This is a genomic window from Vespertiliibacter pulmonis (genome assembly GCF_013377275.1).
Lineage (GTDB): Bacteria > Pseudomonadota > Gammaproteobacteria > Enterobacterales > Pasteurellaceae > Vespertiliibacter > Vespertiliibacter pulmonis.
On sequence record NZ_CP016615.1, the window covers coordinates 1,236,703 to 1,256,975 of the forward strand.

Genomic DNA, 20,273 nt, shown 5'->3' on the forward strand with positions numbered 1-20,273 from the left:
TCTCGGTTTTTTTATTGCAACGGAATATTATAATTTACGTAATTTATTTTCTCTTTTTAATATATTTATTATTTTTATTTCAAAATAGTTATAGGATAAATAACTTATAATTAGAGTTAGGGATATAGATAATAAAATTAACCATGGTAGTTCTATTTCACCTAAAAATATATCTTTAACTTTGTTATATACAATAGGGTGAAGTAAATATACTCCATAGCTAATTTCACCAAGTGTTTTTAATATTAAATCAAGCCATTTAATTTTTATAACATTAATTTTAAATGTACAATATACGATAGAAATAATAATAGCTGTAAATATAATTCTATTATTTCCAGTCATTATTACTGAAAAATTCCCATTTGCTGGGTAAAATAAAAATAATATAAACAGTATAACTAATGATACTATGTAAAATATATTTTTTTTAGAAGAATGTGAAATATATCCAATAGTAATACCTGAACAAAATAGAAATAGCTGATTTAATGGGTTAATATATTTTGTCCAATTATTAGATAGAGAGTATTCAGCTTTGAGAATAAAATAACTGAAATAACAGTAAATCAATAGCGTAAGGGATAAGAATAACCAAAATATAAATTTATACCTTTGTGTTAAAATTATTATAAATGGGAATAGAAGATAGAAAAATAATTCATTTCCAATCGACCATCCTCCTGTAATAATATATTTATCCCAAGAAAAAATAGAAAATAATCCAGAAATATTTAAAATAAATGTTTTTATAGACTCTGAGTTAAAATTATTTTTTTCTATAAAAACATATAGAGTAATTATCCCAAAAAGTGGAAGTATTCTTATAATTCTTTTCTTGAAAAAAAGTACATAATCAGAATAGGTTGAAAATTGATAATGTTTATAGACTAAATATAAAGTTAATCCACTTAGAATGTAAAATATAGATACACCATATATAGCAACACGTTCAATAAAACCGGAAACATCAAATCTATGGAAAATAGGGCTAAATAAAATAAAGTGGTAAATCATTATTCCAAAAGCAGATAATCCTCTTAGATAATCTAATGAATTAATTCTTTTCATAGTATTTCTTCTTCATATAAAAGAAAGCCATTGTTATAGAACAATGGCTTTGAGCTAGATTTGATTAAAAGCTTATGCTTGGCCTTTCACTTCTTTTAAGCCATTAAAAGGAGCTTTTTCACCCAGTGCTTCTTCAATACGGATAAGTTGATTGTATTTAGCAACACGGTCTGAACGGCTCATCGATCCTGTTTTGATTTGGCCAGCAGCGGTACCTACAGCTAAATCAGCAATAGTTGCATCTTCAGTTTCACCTGAGCGGTGAGAAATAACGGCAGTATAGCCAGCATCTTTTGCCATTTTAATTGCTGCTAGGGTTTCTGTTAAAGTACCGATTTGGTTAAATTTAATTAAAATAGAGTTTGCAATACCGTTGTCGATACCACGTTTTAAAATTTTTGTATTAGTTACGAATAAATCATCACCCACTAATTGAATTTTATCGCCTAGCACTTTAGTTTGATAAGCAAAACCGTCCCAATCTGATTCATCTTGGCCATCCTCGATTGAAACAATCGGGTATTCTTTTGTTAATTCTTCTAAGTAGTGAGTGAATTCTTGTGAAGTGAAGGTTTTACCTTCGCCTTTAAGTTCGTAGTTACCTGTTTCTTTGTTGTAGAATTCAGAAGAAGCACAGTCCATCGCAAGGGTAACATCTTTACCTAATACATAGCCTGCTTTTTCAACAGCTTCTTTGATACACGCAAGTGCATCTGCGTTTGAGGCTAAGTTTGGTGCAAAGCCACCTTCATCACCTACCGCTGTATTCAATCCTTTTGCTTTTAATACTTTAGCAAGATTATGGAATACTTCCGCACCAATGCGTAATGCTTCTTTTAAAGTTTTAGCGCCTACTGGTTGAATCATAAATTCTTGAATATCAACGTTGTTGTCTGCGTGTTCACCACCGTTAATGATATTCATCATTGGTAATGGCATAGAATAAACACCTGGTGTGCCGTTTAATTCTGCAATATGCGCATAAAGTGGTAAGCCTTTTGAAGCTGCCGCTGCTTTTGCATTTGCTAAAGAAACCGCTAAGATTGCGTTAGCGCCAAATTTTGATTTATTTTCTGTTCCGTCTAAGTCGATCATAATTTGGTCGATTTCGGCTTGATTAGAAGCATCTTTACCAATGAGTGCTTGTGCAATTTCATTGTTTACTGCGGACACGGCTTTCAATACACCTTTACCTAAGAAACGTGCCTTGTCACCATCACGTAATTCTAGCGCTTCACGGGATCCAGTTGATGCACCTGATGGAGCGGCAGCAAGCCCAACAAAACCACCTTCAAGGTGAACTTCTGCTTCAACGGTAGGATTACCACGAGAGTCGATGATTTCACGACCAATTACTTTAACGATTTTCGCCATTGTTAATATCCTCAATGAGATTAATGTAAAAACGTGCGTATAGTAATCGGATTTTGCTATTTTGTCTTGTAAAAAAGTGCCATACTTCACAAAATAATAGAGGAATTTGATCTCGTTACCTATTTAACGGAAAATAGCGTTAATCTATATCTAGCAAGGCAGAATTACTTTGTATAAGGCTAAGTAGTACTTTAGCAAGCGGTCAAATTAAGCCAAATTTTGCATTTTATTTCAAACTATTTTAGGGACATTATGAGCGTTATAGACTCACCAGAAGCAACATTGTTATGCTGTAATCATCTCAGTAAATTTTATCAAGAGGGCGAGAGTGTTACACAAGTGCTGAAAGATGTAACTTTTTCGATGAATGAACGTGAGCTTGTTGCCATTGTAGGGAGTTCAGGCTCGGGAAAAAGTACATTACTACATACTCTTGGCGGATTAGATCAGCCAAGCGAAGGAAATGTATTCATTAAAGGGCAATCTTTGCAGGCATTGAGTAGTAATGCGTTAGCTAAATTACGCAATCAACATTTAGGATTTGTGTATCAATTTCATCATTTAATGGCAGATTTTTCTGCCCTAGAAAATGTGATGATGCCAATGTTAATTGGGCAACAGAATAAAAGCGAGGCACGAGATCGAGCTGAAAAAATGTTACAAGCGGTTGGATTATCACACCGTATTGCTCACCGACCTTCAGCATTATCCGGTGGCGAGCGTCAGCGAGTGGCTATAGCACGAGCATTGGTAAATAACCCTGCATTAGTGCTGGCTGATGAACCAACGGGGAATTTAGATCATAAAACAACAGAAAGCATCTTTGATTTAATTAAACAGTTAAATCAAGAACAAGGTATTGCATTTTTATTAGTTACTCACGATTTAAGTTTAGCCGATAAACTGGATCGCCGTTTGATAATGAAAGATGGTGTATTAGGGGAAAGCCGATGAATACCCCATTTTTTATCAGTTGGCGTTATCAAAAAGGTAAACAGAAAAATCGGCTTGTGTCATTGATTTCGTTGTTTTCAAGTATTGGTATTGCACTTGGGGTTGCGGTGCTAATTATCGGGCTAAGTGCAATGAATGGGTTTGAACGAGAACTTAATCAACGAGTACTTTCTGTTGTCCCACAAGCGGAATTATATGCTTATGATGAGAGCGGGAGTGGTATTCTTCAACAAGGGCGACAGCTTGAATCGTTAGTAAAAAATAACCCGAATGTTACTGCTGTATCTCCTTTTGTGAGTTTTACAGGATTGATTGAAAATGGAACAAAATTGAAGATTGTTCAAGTAAAAGGGATTGATCCAAAACAACAGGAAAAAGTGAGTGCGTTAGGGCAGTTTGTGCCTGTTGAACAATGGCATAATTTTAAGCAACAAGGCGGGTTAGTGCTTGGTGCAGGTATTGCTAAAGAACTTGATGTTAGCGTAGGCGATGAAGTAACGATTTTACTACCTCAAGCCACAGACGATGGAAAATTTGCTCAACCATTGAGAGCAAGTATTGAAATTGTTGGAATTTTACGCCTAGACGGTCAGCTTGATCACAGTTATGCGTTAATGCCACTTGCTAAAGCTCAAGGGCTATTAGAACTAGAAAACGATCAGTTTTCAGGGCTAGAAATGGCAGTTACTAAGCCATTTAAAGTACGAGAACTAAAATTTGACGAATTGGTACAATATCCACAGCCTCTCTATTTACAAACGTGGATCGATAAATTTGGTTATATGTATAATGATATTCAGCTAATCCGAACTGTAATGTATATTGCAATGGTGCTAGTAATTGGTGTCGCTTGTTTTAACATTATTTCAACGCTTGTAATGGCAGTAAAAGACAAACAAGGAGATATTGCCATTCAGCGAACACTTGGGGCAAATAATCGATTTATTCGCCAAATTTTTCTCTGGTATGGGCTAATTTCAGGGTTAAAAGGAGCATTATTTGGCATTATATTAGGCACATTGTTATCGTTAAATTTAACATCAATAATCAAAGGTATTGAAGGGATATTTGGCGTTAAGTTATTATCTGACGGAGTTTATTTTATTGATTTCCTACCAAGTGAAATTCATTGGCTAGATATTGTATGGGTGTTGTTAGCTACTATTGTGTTAAGTCTGATAGCGAGTTTATACCCTGCTATTCGTGCCACAAAATTAGAGCCAGCAAAAGTGTTAAGCGGGCATTAACAATCGATAAAATAGATGTAAAATTTACTGATTATAGTAAATCAAGCCAGTGTATAATAAAAAACGCAGAAATTCTGCGTTTTTTTATTGTGGATATTTTAGCTAGCTTTTTGTACGTTAGAATAATTTTCTTGAAGTTTCAAAGAGCTCGTGTGGGAATGGACGACGCATATTGTTAATAGCATCAATAATATCGTGATTAACTAATTTTTCATTTTTAATTCCGATACAGCGTCCACCAAGTCCTTGTATAAGTAGCTCAACGGCGTAAACCCCCATACGAGAAGCTAAAATTCGGTCAAATGCACACGGTGCACCACCACGTTGAATATGCCCAAGTACTGTTGCTCGTGTTTCAAGTCCAAAACATGCCTCAATTTCTTTGGCTAATTCATGTACATTAGTCATCATTTCGGTGATTGCAATAATAGCGTGGCGTTTGCCCTTTTTGAATCCTTCTTCAATATTTTGCATAAGTGAAGCTTTATCTAATCCTTTTTCTGGCACAATGATATATTCACAACCTCCTGCAATTGCAGCATTGATTGTCAGATCGCCACAGTGCCGTCCCATAATTTCAACAATTGAGATTCGTTTATGCGAGGTTGATGTATCACGCAAGCGATCGATTGCTTCAAGAGCAGTTTCAAGGGCAGTTTGAAAACCGATTGTGTAGTCTGTGCCAGGAATGTCGTTGTCGATGGTGCCAGGGATACCAATACAAGCAATGCCGAATTCTTCAGTTAAGAGCTTTGCTCCCATATAAGATCCATCTCCGCCGATAACAACTAAAGCGTCAATATCATATTTTTTTAAGGTTTCAACACTTTTACGGCGAACTTCAGGATCTCTAAATTGAGGAAAACGAGCAGAACCTAAAAATGTACCACCACGGTTGATTACTTCAGAAACTGAACGGCGTTCTAATTTGATAATGTGATCGTGATATAAGCCACAATAGCCGTCTTGAATACCGTAAACTTCTAAGCCTTCACTTAGCGCAGCTCGTACTACGCCACGAATCGCTGCATTCATACCGGGAGCATCTCCCCCGCTGGTTAAAACCGCAATTTTTTTGATCATAAAAATACCTATCTATAATGTTTAAATAAATTGAATGTGTAAAGATGAGCAAGCTGTGTTCTGTTTTTTATAGAGAAATGCTCAGTAGTTTACTCTTTTTTCAATAAGGGAAAAAGCATCTTAAAATATTTTCCTATTGTTTATATTTCATCTTCAAAAAAACTAAGAGCTATATCTAATCTATTGAAAAAGCGATCAATGTCTTGCTCGTTATTATAATGAGCAAGGGAAAGGCGAATTGTGCCACTTTGCTGTAAATAGCGGAGGTAAGGTTTAGCGCAATGTTCTCCAACTCGTAAAGCAATTTTTTGTTCAGTTAATATTGCTGAAATATCGGCGTGGTGAAGTTGATTAAAGATGAAACTTATTGTTGGGCTATTATGTGTTGAGCCAATTATTTTCAAATTAGGGTAATTAACTAACCGCTTGCGGGTGGCTTCTGCCAGTGTATATAGCGATTGGTTTAAGGCTGAGAAATCCCATTGATTGAGCCATTCTAATACACGCCCAAAGCCGATAATGCCTGCAATGTTTGGTGTTCCCGCTTCAAGGCGATAGGGTAGCTCTGCTAAAGTTAACTGTTCAGCGTTAATGTCTTTTAGCATTTTTCCACCAAAGGTAAGCGGTTGGATTTGCGATAAACTTTGCAATTTTCCCATTAATACTCCCACACCTGTTGGACCATACATTTTATGGGCAGAAAATGCGTAGAAATCAGCATCTAACGTTTGAGTATCTACTTTTTCCGTGCAGACCGCTTGAGCTATATCTAATAAAATTTTAGCGTTGCTGTATTGGCGGATAATTGGGACAAGTTGTTCCATCGGCTGTCGAACGCCAGTAACGTTAGAAACTAAATTAAACGCTACAAGTTTAGTGCGAGATGATAATGCGTGATGTAGTGTATTCGTATCGATTTGATACTTGTTATTTACAGGCAGTACAATTAATTTTGCCCCTGTTCGTTGGGCAAGTTGTTGCCAAGGAATAAAATTGGCGTGGTGTTCAGCAACTGAAATGATAATTTCATCACCTGCTTGGAGCTGGTAAGCTAATCCATTAGCAATAATATTGATTGAATGAGTTGTGCCACTTGTCCAAATAACGGCTTGACGGTTTTCTAGGTTAAAACGTTGTGCAATAAGATTTCTCGCCTGTTCGTAGTGTTCACTTTGGCTATGATCGTATTGGCTACGGTGAACAGATCCTGCAGAGCGGTAAAAATCAGCCGTTTCATCAATTAAAATTTGTGGTTTAAGTGTCGTTGCTGCTGAGTCTAAATAAGTCCATTCAGATTGAGTAAAAAAAGGGAAATTAGCTCGGAATTGGTTTGTGATCATTTTTTTGCCTTACGATAAATTCGATTACAAGGAATGCCATCTCGATTGCCATCAAGTTCTTGCCAGCCACATTGGTGGAAGTAGCGTTCTACTTGGGAGTAGGGGAGTTTTAATTTTTCCATCTGTTTACAGCTTAGTTTGATAGCGCAATTCAGATCTGTTGCAAGCGGTCGCATTGGGGCATTTTTTTGCAAAGAATTATTGGAATGTAACCGCTTGTTTGCTCGCCATTCGGCTGGCTCGATTGGGTGTTGATCTTGCCATAACCCTATTTTAGCGAGTTTCGCTGCTTGCTGGGCTTGTTGGTAAATGGGCTGAGTTTTTTTGTATGCCCACGCCATTCCAAGTTGAACCATTTTTAAATTGATATTTTGATTGTGTTCATCAAATAGGACACCAAGATAGCGATGATACAAATCATTCCCCGTAATTTGCAAGGTTACGGTTTTCTTAAATGCAAGTTGAGCTAATGCTTGTTTTGCTTTGTTCCCGAAGGGTTGGGCGGATTCTGGAGCATCAATATAGAGCAGTCTTACTTTATATTGGGTGCTTTGTTTTAAACAGGTTAGGGTATCGCCATCAGTAATTCCTACTACTTTGCATTGAATTTGCCGAGTATTTGCCGTAGAAAATGAAGTGAATAAGTATAATATACTGAAAAATGTAATTTTTATGGGGTTTTTGTGTTTCATTTCAGAGTTTTTTTCTAAAAAATAAAATAAATTAGTATTTTATTTCAAATTAGTGTAAAAATATTGTTGTATTAAGTTAAATTTTATGCTTAAAATCAAAGCCTATTTTAATAAAAATAATTTTGGACGTTATTATGACACAACAATCTGATTCAGTATCTACTTGGCAAACAAAGTTTGCTGCAATGGGGCCAGGTATTTTAATGGCTTCAGCTGCGGTGGGCGGTTCGCACATTATTGCATCGACGCAGGCAGGGGCTATTTATGGCTGGCAATTAGCGATTATTATTTTGTTAGCTAATTTTTTTAAATATCCATTTTTTCGGTTCGGTGTGCAATATACATTAGCAAATAATAAGACGTTAATTGAAGGTTATAAAGAGAAAGGAAAGATCTATCTTTGGGTGTTTTTTGTATTAAATGTATTTGCCACAATGGTGAATACTGCAGGAGTAGGTATTGTTACAGCCGCAATTTTGAGCTTTTTGTTGCCTTCATCATTAGGATTAAGTATTCCTCAATTAAGTATTATTGTGATTATTTCAACTTGGGCGTTTTTATTGTTTGGTCAGTATCGCTTGTTAGATAAAGTTTCGAAGTGGATTATGATTGCACTTACCATATCAACAGTAACTGCAGTGGTGATCGCTGCATTTAAAACGAAGGTGGTTGCTCCTGATTTTGTTGAAGCATCACCTTGGAATTTGGCGTCTCTTGCTTTCATTGTGGCATTAATGGGGTGGATGCCTGCACCTATTGAGATTTCGGCAATTAATTCAATGTGGGTTGTTGCTAAAAAACGGTTCGCAAAAATTTCTTATCAAGATGGATTGTTTGATTTTAATGTAGGTTATATCGGTACTGCTATTTTAGCGATTATCTTTTTAGCGTTAGGGGCTTTTGTTCAATATGGAACAGGGGAGCAAGTTGAGCAAGCGGGTGTAAAATATATTGCCCAGCTCATTAAAATGTACGCTTATGCGATTGGCGATTGGTCAAGATTATTAATTGCTTTCATTGCGTTTATGTGTATGTTTGGCACAACAATTACGGTAATTGACGGTTATTCTCGTGCAAATGCAGAAGCGTTTCGTTTATTGTCTAAGAACGCAGTAAGAGCTCAAACAAGCCTTAATATTTGGATGACGATTTCCGCTGCAGTAGGGATTATTATCATTACAATGTTTATGAGTGATGTAGCGGTAATGTTACAGTTTGCGATGATCTGTTCGTTTGTTTCTACCCCAGTGTTTGCTTGGTTGAATTTATCTCTTGTATTGAAAGGTGAATATCGTGTAACAGGTGGGTTATTGTGGCTATCTATTGTAGGCTTAATTTATTTAGCGGGTTTTGCATTGCTATTTATTGTCTATCAATTGGGCTGGCTAGGTTAAATCCCGTTATTTTTAGGGTATAGCAGCAAGTTTGGCAAAATTTTTAGGAAAATAACCGCTTGTTGCTATTTTGTGCTTGCAAACAAATGTTTTGTCCGTATAATTTGCGAGTTCAGTTACATTTATTTTTTAATCCTTGCTTCCAACGCTGGTAACTGGCAATCTTGGAGGCTGTTAACCCGTAAGGATCAGTAATGCGTCACTACGAAATCGTTTTTATGGTTCATCCAGACCAAAGCGAACAAGTACCTGGTATGATTGAACGTTATACCGCTTCAGTTAAAGAAGCAGGCGGTCAAGTTCATCGTTTAGAAGATTGGGGTCGTCGTCAATTAGCTTACCCAATCAACAAGCTTCATAAAGCACACTATGTGTTAATGAATGTAGAAGCGCCTCAAAGCGTAATCGACGAGCTAGAAACTAACTTCCGTTATAACGATGCAATTCTTCGTAACTTAGTTGTACATACGAAAAATGCGGTAACTGAAGCGTCACCAATGGCAAAAGCGAAAGATGAGCGTAAAGCTTCAGAAGCTGTTGTTGAAGTAACAGAGGATGCAGGCGAATAATTCGCCTATTGATAATAGTTTAACATTCACTGGCAATGTTGTTAGTGTTGTTAAGCAAAGCCAAAGCCCAGCTGGCATTGTACATTATCGTTTTTATTTAGAACATCGTTCAACTAGAATAGAAGCAGGATTTCAACGTCAAGTATGGTGTAAGCTCCAAGTGAGTTTAGCAGGCAATCAATTTAGTTTAATAGCCCAACAAATTATGGTCGGTGTAAAGATAAGAGTGAAAGGGTTTCTTCACACTCATAGAAACTATAGTGGCTTAGACCAAATAGTACTACACGCCGAACAGATTGAATTTATAGATTAGGAGAGCCAAAATGGCACGTTATTTCCGTCGTCGTAAGTTCTGCCGTTTTACAGCGGAAAATGTTGTTGAAATCGATTACAAAGATATCGCTACATTAAAGAACTACATTTCTGAAAGCGGCAAGATTGTTCCAAGCCGTATCACTGGTACTCGTGCGAAGTATCAACGTCAATTAGCTCGTGCGATCAAACGCGCTCGCTACCTTGCGTTACTTCCATACACTGACAATCATCAGTAATAAGAGAGGAAGAGTACAATGCAAGTTATTTTATTAGATAAAGTTGTTCACTTAGGTAATGTGGGTGACCAAGTAAGTGTTAAAGCAGGTTTTGCTCGTAACTTCTTAATCCCACAAGGTAAAGCAGTAATGGCAACGCCAGCGAACATTGCTCACTTTGAAGCACGCCGTGCAGAATTAGAAGAGAAAGCAGCTAAGGCGTTAGTTGCAGCAATGGATCGTGCAGAACGTATTCAATCAGCAGGTACAATCATTATTAAAGCGAAAGCGGGCGATGATGGTCGTTTATTCGGTTCTGTTGGTATGCGTGATGTTGCAGAAGCAATTACTGCAGCAGGTCATCCAGTAGCTAAAAGTGAAGTTCGTCTTCCTGAAAGTTCACTTCGCGCATTAGGTGAATATGAAGTTAAATTACTTCTTCACCCAGAAGTAACTGCTCTTGTAGCTGTTATTGTTGAAGCAGAATAATCAGCTCTGATGTAATAAAAAACCCGATAATTATCGGGTTTTTTTATTTATCTAAATATTTGGTTTTATTTAGCTTCAGCTGATTTTTTCGTTAAAATGCTATAAAGCTCATCTTTTAAGTGTAATTTTTCTTTTTTCAATACTTCAATTTCATTATCAGTTGCAAGTTCAATACGAGCTTCCATATTTTTAATTCGTTGGTCTAATTCATTGTGCTTATCGAATAAACGAGAAAAATGTGCATCTTCGGTTTTTAGTTTAGTGATTAACTCACGAAATTCTGGGAACATATAAAACTCCTTATAATAAAAATAATTTACTTGATGATAGTATCACTTTTTGATTTTTATCGTCAATTGAATTTCAGATTTTACTAAGCAAGAGTATAATTACCTTCAGTAACGAGCATTTAGCGTTATAATAAATTTACTATTTTTCAGAAGATGAGATGAAAATGCGTTATTTCAATCTATTTTTTATATCGATCGTTTTATTTCCTCTGGCGGTATCAGCTAATTGGAAGAAGATTAATGATATTGACTATGTTTGGGGCCCTTTCACTATTTATAATTTATCACTATTTTCTGAAACGGGTGAATATCAAAAAGAAACCCGCCCTGTGATGCTTACATTAAAATATATGAAGCCTGTTGATGGGCGTGATTTTGCAATTTCTTTAGCTCGTTCTTGGTCAAAACTAGGTATTACTTTACCAAATCAAGATGAAGTGGTAGATAGATTACGCAAAATTATGCCGAATATTAAAAAAGGTGATTTATTAAGCTATATTGCATTGGAAGATAAAGGCTATTTTATTTTAAATGATACAGTGATTGATGAAGAGTTTAATAGAGATTTCAATAATGCTGTTGTTGCCGTGTGGTTAGACCCAAGAGTCGAAATTGGAAAAGCTTTATTAGCGAAGCAACAAAAAATAGAAATGTTGAAGCCAAGTATTGCTGTTCCTGATTCGGATCGAAATGCAGATAATATTTTATTAAAAACGGATCAAATAGAACAGTCAATTGAAAAAATATCAGATGAAACTAAAAATAATTTTGATAAAAGCACAGTAAGTGATAGCAATCAGAACAATGATATAAAGCCTGAAATGAATCGGGAAACAGGCAATAAAGATGAGAAAAAAGCCATTGGGAAAGATGATAAAGAAGAAAATAGTGAAGAAGATTCTTTGGAAGTTTTTCCACCTAATGATCCCGTGTTATTAAAAGAACAGCCAGTAAGTTAAAATAGTGGGAAATTTGCTCATTCTTTTCTTATTTATTGCTAATAAGGAAAATTAATTAAGCCTGCTATTCCTTCATAAATAAGGCGAGTACCAAATAGGATAAAAATGACTCCTGCGAAATTATCTAAATAATGATTATATTTAGCGTAAAACATTCTTACCTTTTTATGCGATAAAAGAATTGATAGGCTAATAAAATAGCATAAGGAACTGCCCATTAGTATTGATAATACGAAAAGGCTATCAATTAGCTGAGATAAATTTTGCAAATATCCAGCTAATACACTGCTGAAAAATACAACGACTTTGGGATTAGATAAGTTGATTATGAATCCATTTATAATTTCTTTAAAAGTCGAGCTATTTTCTCGAGGTGTTGTTATTTCTTCTAATTTAGCATTTTGAGTTATTTTTACCATTTTTATGCCACTATAAGTTAAATATACACCGCCGATTACCATTAAAAAATTTTGGAAAGAAGGTACGGCTTTATTTAAAAATGATAATCCAAAAAGGACAAGCAATGACCAAAAACCGATACCTAGTGAAATACCAATAGACGCTAAAATAGCATTACGCCGTGAATCTCCCATTGCTTTGCGAGAAACGTAGAAAAAGTCAGGGCCTGGGCTAATTAATCCAACGAGTTGGACAATAAAAATTGTCCACATATTAAATCCACCAATGGATAATATAAAGAGAAATAAGCGTATAAATAGCCGCTAAAATATCATCAAACATAATGCCAAATCCATTTTGTAACTGAAGATCGATTGTTTTAATAGGATAAGGTTTCCAAATATCAAATAAGCGGAATAAACCGAATGTGAGTAGGTAGTAAAGCCAGTTATATTCAGGTAAAAGACAAAAAATAAAAAATAGAGCTACAATTTCGTCCCATACAATTCGTCCATCATCGTGTACGCCAAGATCTTTACTTGTTTTCTCACAAATATGGCAACCAAATATGAATGATAAAACAGTCAATACCACAAAAAATGTGCTGGAAGCGGTTAGTTGCCATAAAATTATTGCACTAATCAGTCCTATTAATGATCCCCAAGTGCCTGGGGCTGGGGTGATTAAGCCTGAACCAAAGCCTACCGCTAGAAAGTGGATTGGATTTTTTATGTTAATTTTCATAAAAATTTTTAAATATTAAGATGATTAAATCCCATTTATAGGAAAATGGGATAGATTTATTTGTTTTATATTACAGGAAATAAGGAGTCATTTTGCAAAATAAGGTATTAGCCGTAATAATGAGCTTATGGGTTAGTGAATTAATCGTGGTAACCGTACAATCACGCTAATAGATCGTAAAATATCAGTGCGAAGTGATTTATTGTTAGAATGGTACTTAATTACACCCAAATTCATTCATTAACAAGAATATTATTTACGACCTAGAGCTGGTGCAAGCTTGTCTAAAATACCATTAATATATTTATGGCTATCATCTGAACCTAGTACTTTGGCAACTTCAATAGCTTCATTGATGACTACTTTATAAGGGACATCTGTTTCATATTTTAATTCATAAGCGGCAAGACGTAATAATGCACGCTCAATAGGATCTACATCATTTTCTGGACGATCTAAATAAGGGCGTAATAGGGTATCAACCATGTCAATGTTTTCTACTGTCCCCCGAAATAGTTTGCGGAAATAGGGCATATCAACTTTGTCATTTTCTATGACTGTATTTTCATCGGTAACAAAAGCGAGCTCGGTAACAAAAGCTAGTTCAATTTGCTCAACAGGGTTTTGCGAAATTTGCCAAGAATAGATTGCCTGTACTGCACATTCACGGGCTCTGCGACGGGGAGAAAGTTTCATAATACCTCAAAATATTGGAAAAGTTTAACGCTCACATAGACTAATTTTAAAACTGCGAGCAAAAAATACTATTGAATTTTACCATATTTCGCTTATTTATGCTGAGATTTCTGCGTTGGTTTAATTGGTTTTGCTAAATTTGATTCTGAGCGAATAATATAGGGCGTAACGAAAATAATCAGCTCTCGTTTTGAAATTTTGTCCCGCCGTTGGCTGAATAAGTATTTAAGCATAGGGATGCTACCTAGTACAGGTACTTTATCTTCACCTTTGGCAGTAAGATGTTGAAAAATGCCGCCAAGTACGATTGTTTCTCCGTGTTTTGCAAATACTTGGGTTTTTAATTCTTGTTTATCTATGGTTGCTAAATCACTGGCGCCTTTTGAGTTAGCAGGAGAATTTTGTGTCACAATAAGATCTAGTAAAATTTGGTTGTTTTCTGAAATATGGGGGGTAACTTCTAACCCAAGTACTGCATCTTTGAATTCAAGCTCGGAAGTTTGAGATTTTTTATCATAAATGGCATAAGGAATTTCTGTTCCTTGCTTAATACTTGCACTTTTTTTATTGGTGGTGAGTAAGCGAGGACTAGCAATAATTTCAACGCTATTTTCTTGTTCTAAGGCGCTTAATTCTAAATCCAGTACTCGGCTGTTAATACTTGCAACTTGTAAGACCATTGATGCTGCATTATTTACTACAGGAAAATTAATATTTAGGTTATTAGTTATTAAATCATTGCCTTCTAAATTGCCACTAAAACGATAAGAATTTTTATTACGGCTAAACATTCCCCACCGAACCCCTAATTCTTTGAGATTTTCACTGCTGATCGTAACGATCCGAGCCTCAATAGCAATTTGTTCTATTGGTGTATCTAGCTGTTTAATTATTTGAGTAAGATTTTTAATAGAACTAGGCGTATCTTTGATAATAATGCGGTTACTTCTATCATCAAAATGTAAATAACCATTTTCAGAGAGTAAATTGCCGTTTCCTTTCGTAATAGATTCGATAATTTCTGATGCTTTAGCATAATTAAGTTGTATTGTTTTAGTAATGACTTTCGGGCTAATAATAGTTGATGATTCTAAAATAGCAGTATTTTGTGATGTACTTTTTTCCTCTTTATTTTTTGATTTTGTAACATAATAAATATTGTTATCTTTTTCAATATGAAAATTATGAATGTGGGAAAGACTTTGTATGATTTTATCAAAATTACTTTTTTTTATTTGTAGTGTAGAAACAGTATCAATATTTTCAGTTAATACAATATCTTTATCTGTTTCTTGTGCTAGATAAGAGATAATATCTTTGGTTGGCGCATCTTTTAGTACTATAGAAATAGTATTAGAAAATACAGAGAAACTTATAAAAATTAATCCTAAATAAAGCGTTCGCATAATCTCTCCTAAAGTTTGATCTGAATAATATTGGGTGCTTCACAAATTTCTGTATGATGCCAATCAATATAATTAAATGATTTTAAATCAATATTTTCAATTTGTACTTCTGATAAACTCAGATAGTCATCTTTTTGAAGTACGATTAGCTGATTTTCTTTATTGACAAATAGTGCTTTATATTGATTATTAACTTCAACCAACCCAACTAATTTTAATTGGCTAAAGCCGATAGGAAGATTAATTGTGTTTAGTTCTTTATTAGGTTTACAAGCGGAGAGTTTAGTTTGATTTTCTGCATTTTTACTATTATTTTGCTGTATAGTTTCTTCATAAAAAGGATCAGCTTTACAATGTAAACTAAGAAATAGTAGCATTAAATACTTTTTCATGTTATCTCCTTAATTTTTTAAGACAAATATTGCATTGATCTGAACCATCCTATCTTGATCTAATTTAGAGATTAAGATCTCTTTAGGATATAATTTTTCTAATGTATTTAATTCTGATAATATATGAAAGATATGGTTACTTTGCTGATTGAATGTAAGATATAACTTATGTTCATTATCTAAACTCCATTGTAAGTTTTCTATTTTTGCCTGCTGTTTGTTAAGAATGTTTTTTATCTTTTGGTTAATAATTGAAATATATTTATCTTGTAGGTTTTCTAATTTAGTGTGTTTGTTTAAACTTTCTTTTAATTTAATTGATGTGCTTAGTTTTATCTGTAAGTTTTCTTTTTCTTGATGTTGCTGTGTTAGTTTTGATTTATAAAATAAATAATTTAATACGGGATAAGATAAAATAACGATTATAGTTATAATAATATAGATAATTAGATATCTATTTAAATGTGTTAAAAATTGGTATATATTACTATAAGGTTTAATATAGCTATATCGAATCAAATTATTCATTATTGTGTCCCGTCTATTAGTTTAATATTTAAGCTAAATTCAATTTTGTTGTCTTCATTTGTTTGGAAGTTTTCTAGTTTATAGGAATAATTATTATTTTTTATTTGTTTAGTAATTTTTTCAAAAGAACTATCATTTGTAAGTTTTCCATTTATTTTTATTTTTACACCATTTTCCTCGTAAAGTTGGCTAGTTTCTATTATTCCATTTACAGGGAAATCTGTTAAATAATCAATAAATTTTTTTAAGTCTTCTTTCTGTAAATAGTTTATATTGATATTCTGTTGGTTATTTTTGAGTTGAGAAATAGCTAGTTCTTCTTTTCTTATTCTTTCTTTAATAATATTTAGTGTTTTTTTATTTTCTAAAGATAGATTCCTTAATGGAATGGTTTCAATAATTATACCGATGGATAATGCAGATGAAATAACTATACTAGCAATCCATTCAATTAAATTTATATAGTTTTTCCTTAGCCATCGCTGTTCTCTAATTGAGGAGAGATCTATTCCTTTTATTTCCATAAAGTTGAACCTAATGCTAATAAGTAGAGATATTTATTTATTGTGTTTTCAGGGAATAAAAAATTATCTAAATTTATTAGATTTTCTTGTGTGTTTTTATCTATAATTTGAATGTTTTCTGTATTGTTATTTACTATTAAATTATCAATGCTTTCTATTTTATAAATATATTCAGGATTTAAATATTTTATTCCTCTTAAGTAGCAAAATAATTCACTATCTAAAATGGTTGGGTAGAGAGTAACGTGTTGTTTTGCATAATTTTTCCTTAAACTATAAATCCGAATTAATTGAGATTTATTCACTAGGTCTGTTTCAGTGATGTAATCAAAATAAATATTTTCTAGCTCAATAGGTAGCTCATTTTTTAATATTTGAATAATTTGTTTGTAGCGTGCTTCTTGGTTTGTTTCGAGTGGCAAACGTAATGTTCTTTTCCAAATATAGTTATCAGGAATAGGACGAATAATGACAAATTTTGTTTGATATCCTACCGCTTGTAATAGATCTAATGGCTCTTTTTTATCTTGCCAATGTACGTTAATTTGTTGGTTTTCTTGCCAAATTAAACAGCGGTATTGCTCATCTTCACTCATTCCAATTTGGAGAGCACGAGCTTTATGAGATGATAAAAATCGGTTGAAAATATGCATATTGATCCAATAAAAAAGGTTTTTTGTGAATTTTTAGCTTATAATCCACAACATTAATTCGTGAATTTCCGCCATATTGGCGATAAATTTATCTTCCGTCATTTCCTAAAAGAGAATTTTTCGATGAAGATCGTAAAAATTATATTAAGTACTTTACTCAGCCTTATTATTGTGGCTGCTGTTGCATTAGGTGGTGGGTACTTTTATTTAAAGCAAGATTTACCAGATGTTGCTACATTGAAAGATGTAGATTTACAAAAGCCAATGCAGATTTTTACCTCTGATGGCAAATTGATCGGTGAGGTGGGTGAAGAACGCCGTATTCCTGTGAAATTAGCTGATGTCCCGCCACTATTGATTGATGCAATTCTGGCTACTGAAGATGCTCGTTTCTATGAACATAATGGGGTAGATTTAAAAGGGATCGTTCGTGCAGCATGGCGTTCTGCACAAGGCTCAACGCAAGGTGCTAGTACGATTACTCAACAATTAGCGCGAAACTTTTTCTTATCTCCAGAGCGAAAATTAGAACGTAAATTAAAAGAGGCTATTTTGGCTTTAGAAATTGAGAAGAAGTTGAATAAAGATGAAATTTTAGAGCTTTATCTTAATAAAATTTACCTTGGCTATCGTTCTTATGGGATTGCTGCAGCTGCAAAAACATATTTTGGTAAGAAATTAGATGAATTAAATTTATCTGAAATTGCTATTATTGCAGGTTTACCAAAAGCACCTTCGACAATGAACCCGATTTTTTCTGTAAAACGGGCAGAAAAGCGACGTAACGTCGTGCTTGGTCGAATGTTAGATGTTGGTAAAATTACTAAAGATCAGTACGAGCAAGCTAAAACAGAGCCAGTTATCTCAAAATTTCATGGGACTTCTATTGAATTTAGGGCCGACTATGTAACGGAGATGATTCGTCAAGAAATGGTTAAACGTTACGGTGAAGAGGCTGCTTATACAAAAGGTTTCCAAGTCTATGCAACGGTCGTTTCTAATGATCAAAAACAAGCACAAGAAGCCCTACGTAATAATTTAATTCAGTATGATCGTCGTCATGGGTGGCGTGGTGCAGATCTGCTTTGGAAATCTGGTAGTGATCCGTGGGACGAAGAAAAAATTATTGAGCATTTGAGCAAATTACCTAATTCTGAACCCTTTATTGGAGCTGCTGTAATGCGGGTGTCAAAGGATAAAGCGACTATTTTACTTGCTGATGGAAACACAGCTGAACTGAAATTAGCAGGAATGAAATGGGCGAGAAAATTTATTAATGATTCTGCTCAAGGAAAATTACCTAGTTCTGTTAAAGATGTATTGAATGTGGGTGAACAGATATGGGTTCGCCAAGATAAAAAAGGTAATTGGGAATTAGGGCAAATTCCTGATGTAAATTCAGCCTTAGTCTCGTTAAATAGTGATAATGGTGCTATTGAAGCAATGGTTGGTGGTTTTAGTTTTGAACAAAGTCGTTTTAACCGAGCAACACAATCGCTAGTTCAAGTAGGTTCATCAATTAAACCATTTATTTATACGGCAGCGTTGAATAAAGGTCTAAGTCTTGCAACTATTATTAGTGATGAAAAATTGACGATTACGAAACGAGGGCAAAAGCCGTGGACACCAAAGAACTCACCTAATATTTATGAAGGTCCATTGCGTTTGCGTGTGGGATTAGGTAAATCTAAAAATGTAATGATGGTTCGAGCTGTCCAAATGGCTGGTATTGATTATGTTGCTGAATATTTGCAACGTTTCGGATTTAACCGAGCTCAATATCAAGCTACAGAAGCCTTGGCTCTTGGGGCAGCATCTTTTACACCATTGGAAATGGCTCGGGGCTATGCCGTATTTGATAATGGTGGCTATTTGATTGAACCTTATCTGATTGATCGTATTTTAGACAGTAATGGCAATGAATTATTTAAAGCAAATCCTACTCAGGCTTGTTTGAAATGTGATGATATTCCCGTTATTTACCCAGAGCCGAAATATTTTGATTTTGTGAAGATCGATCCTACTGATTTTTTGAAAAAAGCACCTGCGCCGGCGGTTGAAACAGCTGATAAAGAGGAAGACGACAACGAAGTTATTCCTGAATTGGAAATTGGTAGTAAAAAAACAGAGGCACCAAGTTTAATGGCAACCTCTACGGAGCAAACACGAGAAGTACGTTATGCCCCAAGAGTAATTAGTGGTGAATTAGCTTTCTTAATGCGTAGCGCATTAAATAGTGCTATTTATGGCGAACCAAACCAAGTTTGGCGAGGAACAAGTGCTAGAATTGCGAATGAGATAAAACGCTCAGATATTGGTGGGAAAACAGGCACAACGAATAATGCTAAAATAACGTGGTATGCAGGATTTGGCGCAAATATTGTTACTACCGTTTATGTCGGATTTGATGATAATAAGCGAGATCTTGGTAGAGGGGAAGCCGGGGCACAAACTGCACTGCCTGCTTGGACCAACTATATGAAAAATGCATTAAAAGGCGTAGAAGAGCGTAAAAGCCATCGTCCACCTAATATTATTGAAGTTAAAATTGATGCAACAAGCGGTTTTTTAGGCAATAGTTTTAATGAATATTTCATAAAAGGTACAGAGCCAACTAAGAAATTTATTGTTGAAAGAGCTTATTCCGAGACATTAAATAAGCCGCACGAAGCCTTGCAGCAACGTATGGGATTACCTCCACCGGGTGTAATTCAAATACAAGGTAAAGAATTATTCTAAAATCGTGTAAATTATATAGTTTAGGTTGAAAAGATAGGTAGTTTATTGAGATAATAGTACCTATCTTTATTTTAGGGCGATTTGTGGTTCATTTTATAAGTGTGTTTTTATTCTCACTTTTTTGTAAATTTTCTCGCATAACAGACCGCTTGTATTCGCAAGCGGTCTGTTTTTTCCAAACTTTTACCACAAATCAAATT

Annotated in this window: 23 protein-coding genes; 9 read left to right on the plus strand and 14 right to left on the minus strand. The window is 34.5% G+C overall.

Translation table 11 applies throughout. The annotated features are described in order from the left end of the window. Positions 1-27: 27 nt before the first annotated feature. Positions 28-1,071 (minus strand): acyltransferase family protein, encoded by a 1,044-nt coding sequence (locus A6B43_RS05995; RefSeq protein WP_124211176.1) that lies wholly within the window; start codon positions 1,069-1,071, stop codon positions 28-30. A 72-nt stretch (positions 1,072-1,143) separates the two neighbouring features. Further along, entirely contained in the window at positions 1,144-2,445 is a 1,302-nt protein-coding gene (gene eno, locus A6B43_RS06000) for a phosphopyruvate hydratase (RefSeq protein ID WP_124211175.1), read from the minus strand. Positions 2,446-2,697: 252 nt separating this feature from the next. Between eno and lolD the strand changes: the two genes are divergently transcribed. Further along, entirely contained in the window at positions 2,698-3,399 is a 702-nt protein-coding gene (gene lolD, locus A6B43_RS06005) for a lipoprotein-releasing ABC transporter ATP-binding protein LolD (RefSeq protein WP_124211174.1), read from the plus strand. Then, positions 3,396-4,646 (plus strand): lipoprotein-releasing ABC transporter permease subunit LolE, encoded by a 1,251-nt coding sequence (lolE, locus tag A6B43_RS06010; RefSeq protein WP_124211173.1) that lies wholly within the window; start codon positions 3,396-3,398, stop codon positions 4,644-4,646. Before lolD ends, lolE begins: the two co-directional genes overlap by 4 nt. Positions 4,647-4,763: 117 nt before the next feature. On the opposite strand, the gene pfkA is transcribed toward lolE, so the two are convergent. From pfkA to A6B43_RS06025, 3 genes are all read right to left on the minus strand, one after another. Next, on the minus strand, positions 4,764-5,729 hold the full coding sequence (gene pfkA, locus A6B43_RS06015; protein ID WP_124211172.1) for a 6-phosphofructokinase: 966 nt from the start codon (positions 5,727-5,729) through the stop codon (positions 4,764-4,766). Positions 5,730-5,869: 140 nt separating this feature from the next. Then, positions 5,870-7,069, minus strand: a complete 1,200-nt coding sequence (locus tag A6B43_RS06020; protein WP_124211171.1) for an aminotransferase class V-fold PLP-dependent enzyme — start codon at positions 7,067-7,069, stop codon at positions 5,870-5,872. Beyond that, entirely contained in the window at positions 7,066-7,743 is a 678-nt protein-coding gene (locus tag A6B43_RS06025) for a thermonuclease family protein (RefSeq protein ID WP_418902983.1), read from the minus strand. The genes A6B43_RS06020 and A6B43_RS06025 overlap by 4 nt, the downstream gene beginning before the upstream one ends. A 152-nt stretch (positions 7,744-7,895) precedes the next feature. Between A6B43_RS06025 and A6B43_RS06030 the strand changes: the two genes are divergently transcribed. The 5 genes from A6B43_RS06030 to rplI all read left to right on the plus strand — a co-directional run bounded on the left by A6B43_RS06030 (position 7,896) and on the right by rplI (position 10,743). Next, positions 7,896-9,155, plus strand: coding sequence for an NRAMP family divalent metal transporter (locus A6B43_RS06030; RefSeq protein WP_124211169.1), 1,260 nt, complete (start codon positions 7,896-7,898; stop codon positions 9,153-9,155). Positions 9,156-9,349: 194 nt separating this feature from the next. Continuing rightward, a complete protein-coding gene (gene rpsF, locus A6B43_RS06035; RefSeq protein WP_124211168.1) occupies positions 9,350-9,724 on the plus strand; it encodes a 30S ribosomal protein S6 in 375 nt (124 codons plus the stop codon). Continuing rightward, positions 9,711-10,037: a primosomal replication protein N gene (gene priB / locus A6B43_RS06040; protein ID WP_124211167.1), complete on the plus strand. Its 327-nt coding sequence runs from the start codon at positions 9,711-9,713 to the stop codon at positions 10,035-10,037. Before rpsF ends, priB begins: the two co-directional genes overlap by 14 nt. Before the next feature lie 10 nt (positions 10,038-10,047). Next, entirely contained in the window at positions 10,048-10,275 is a 228-nt protein-coding gene (gene rpsR, locus A6B43_RS06045) for a 30S ribosomal protein S18 (RefSeq protein ID WP_005598105.1), read from the plus strand. An 18-nt stretch (positions 10,276-10,293) separates the two neighbouring features. After that, positions 10,294-10,743, plus strand: a complete 450-nt coding sequence (gene rplI, locus A6B43_RS06050) for a 50S ribosomal protein L9 (RefSeq protein ID WP_124211166.1) — start codon at positions 10,294-10,296, stop codon at positions 10,741-10,743. A gap of 65 nt (positions 10,744-10,808) precedes the next feature. On the opposite strand, the gene A6B43_RS06055 is transcribed toward rplI, so the two are convergent. After that, positions 10,809-11,033, minus strand: a complete 225-nt coding sequence (locus A6B43_RS06055) for a YdcH family protein (protein ID WP_124211165.1) — start codon at positions 11,031-11,033, stop codon at positions 10,809-10,811. A 164-nt stretch (positions 11,034-11,197) separates the two neighbouring features. Between A6B43_RS06055 and A6B43_RS06060 the strand changes: the two genes are divergently transcribed. Beyond that, positions 11,198-11,992, plus strand: a complete 795-nt coding sequence (locus A6B43_RS06060; protein WP_124211164.1) for a pyruvate formate lyase-activating protein — start codon at positions 11,198-11,200, stop codon at positions 11,990-11,992. 38 nt (positions 11,993-12,030) lie between these two features. Here the strand turns inward: A6B43_RS06060 and A6B43_RS06065 are convergent, their stop codons facing one another. The 8 genes from A6B43_RS06065 to A6B43_RS06100 form a co-directional block, all read right to left on the minus strand. After that, on the minus strand, positions 12,031-12,663 hold the full coding sequence (locus A6B43_RS06065) for a LysE family translocator (RefSeq protein WP_124211163.1): 633 nt from the start codon (positions 12,661-12,663) through the stop codon (positions 12,031-12,033). 1 nt (position 12,664) lies between these two features. Then, positions 12,665-13,135 carry a phosphatidylglycerophosphatase A family protein gene (locus tag A6B43_RS06070; protein WP_124211162.1) on the minus strand — a complete coding sequence of 157 codons (471 nt, stop codon included), beginning with the start codon at positions 13,133-13,135 and terminating at the stop codon, positions 12,665-12,667. A 252-nt stretch (positions 13,136-13,387) separates the two neighbouring features. After that, positions 13,388-13,831 carry a transcription antitermination factor NusB gene (gene nusB / locus A6B43_RS06075; protein WP_124211161.1) on the minus strand — a complete coding sequence of 148 codons (444 nt, stop codon included), beginning with the start codon at positions 13,829-13,831 and terminating at the stop codon, positions 13,388-13,390. Positions 13,832-13,923: 92 nt separating this feature from the next. After that, a complete protein-coding gene (gene pilQ, locus A6B43_RS06080) occupies positions 13,924-15,237 on the minus strand; it encodes a type IV pilus secretin PilQ (protein ID WP_124211160.1) in 1,314 nt (437 codons plus the stop codon). A gap of 8 nt (positions 15,238-15,245) precedes the next feature. Next, positions 15,246-15,629 (minus strand): pilus assembly protein PilP, encoded by a 384-nt coding sequence (locus A6B43_RS06085; RefSeq protein WP_124211159.1) that lies wholly within the window; start codon positions 15,627-15,629, stop codon positions 15,246-15,248. Between the two features lie 9 nt (positions 15,630-15,638). Further along, positions 15,639-16,157, minus strand: a complete 519-nt coding sequence (locus A6B43_RS06090; protein WP_124211158.1) for a hypothetical protein — start codon at positions 16,155-16,157, stop codon at positions 15,639-15,641. Continuing rightward, entirely contained in the window at positions 16,157-16,681 is a 525-nt protein-coding gene (locus A6B43_RS06095) for a hypothetical protein (RefSeq protein ID WP_124211157.1), read from the minus strand. The genes A6B43_RS06090 and A6B43_RS06095 overlap by 1 nt, the downstream gene beginning before the upstream one ends. Further along, entirely contained in the window at positions 16,672-17,334 is a 663-nt protein-coding gene (locus A6B43_RS06100) for a hypothetical protein (RefSeq protein ID WP_124211156.1), read from the minus strand. Before A6B43_RS06100 ends, A6B43_RS06095 begins: the two co-directional genes overlap by 10 nt. A 123-nt stretch (positions 17,335-17,457) precedes the next feature. Between A6B43_RS06100 and A6B43_RS06105 the strand changes: the two genes are divergently transcribed. Continuing rightward, positions 17,458-20,073, plus strand: a complete 2,616-nt coding sequence (locus A6B43_RS06105; RefSeq protein ID WP_124211155.1) for a penicillin-binding protein 1A — start codon at positions 17,458-17,460, stop codon at positions 20,071-20,073. Positions 20,074-20,273: the final 200 nt, after the last annotated feature.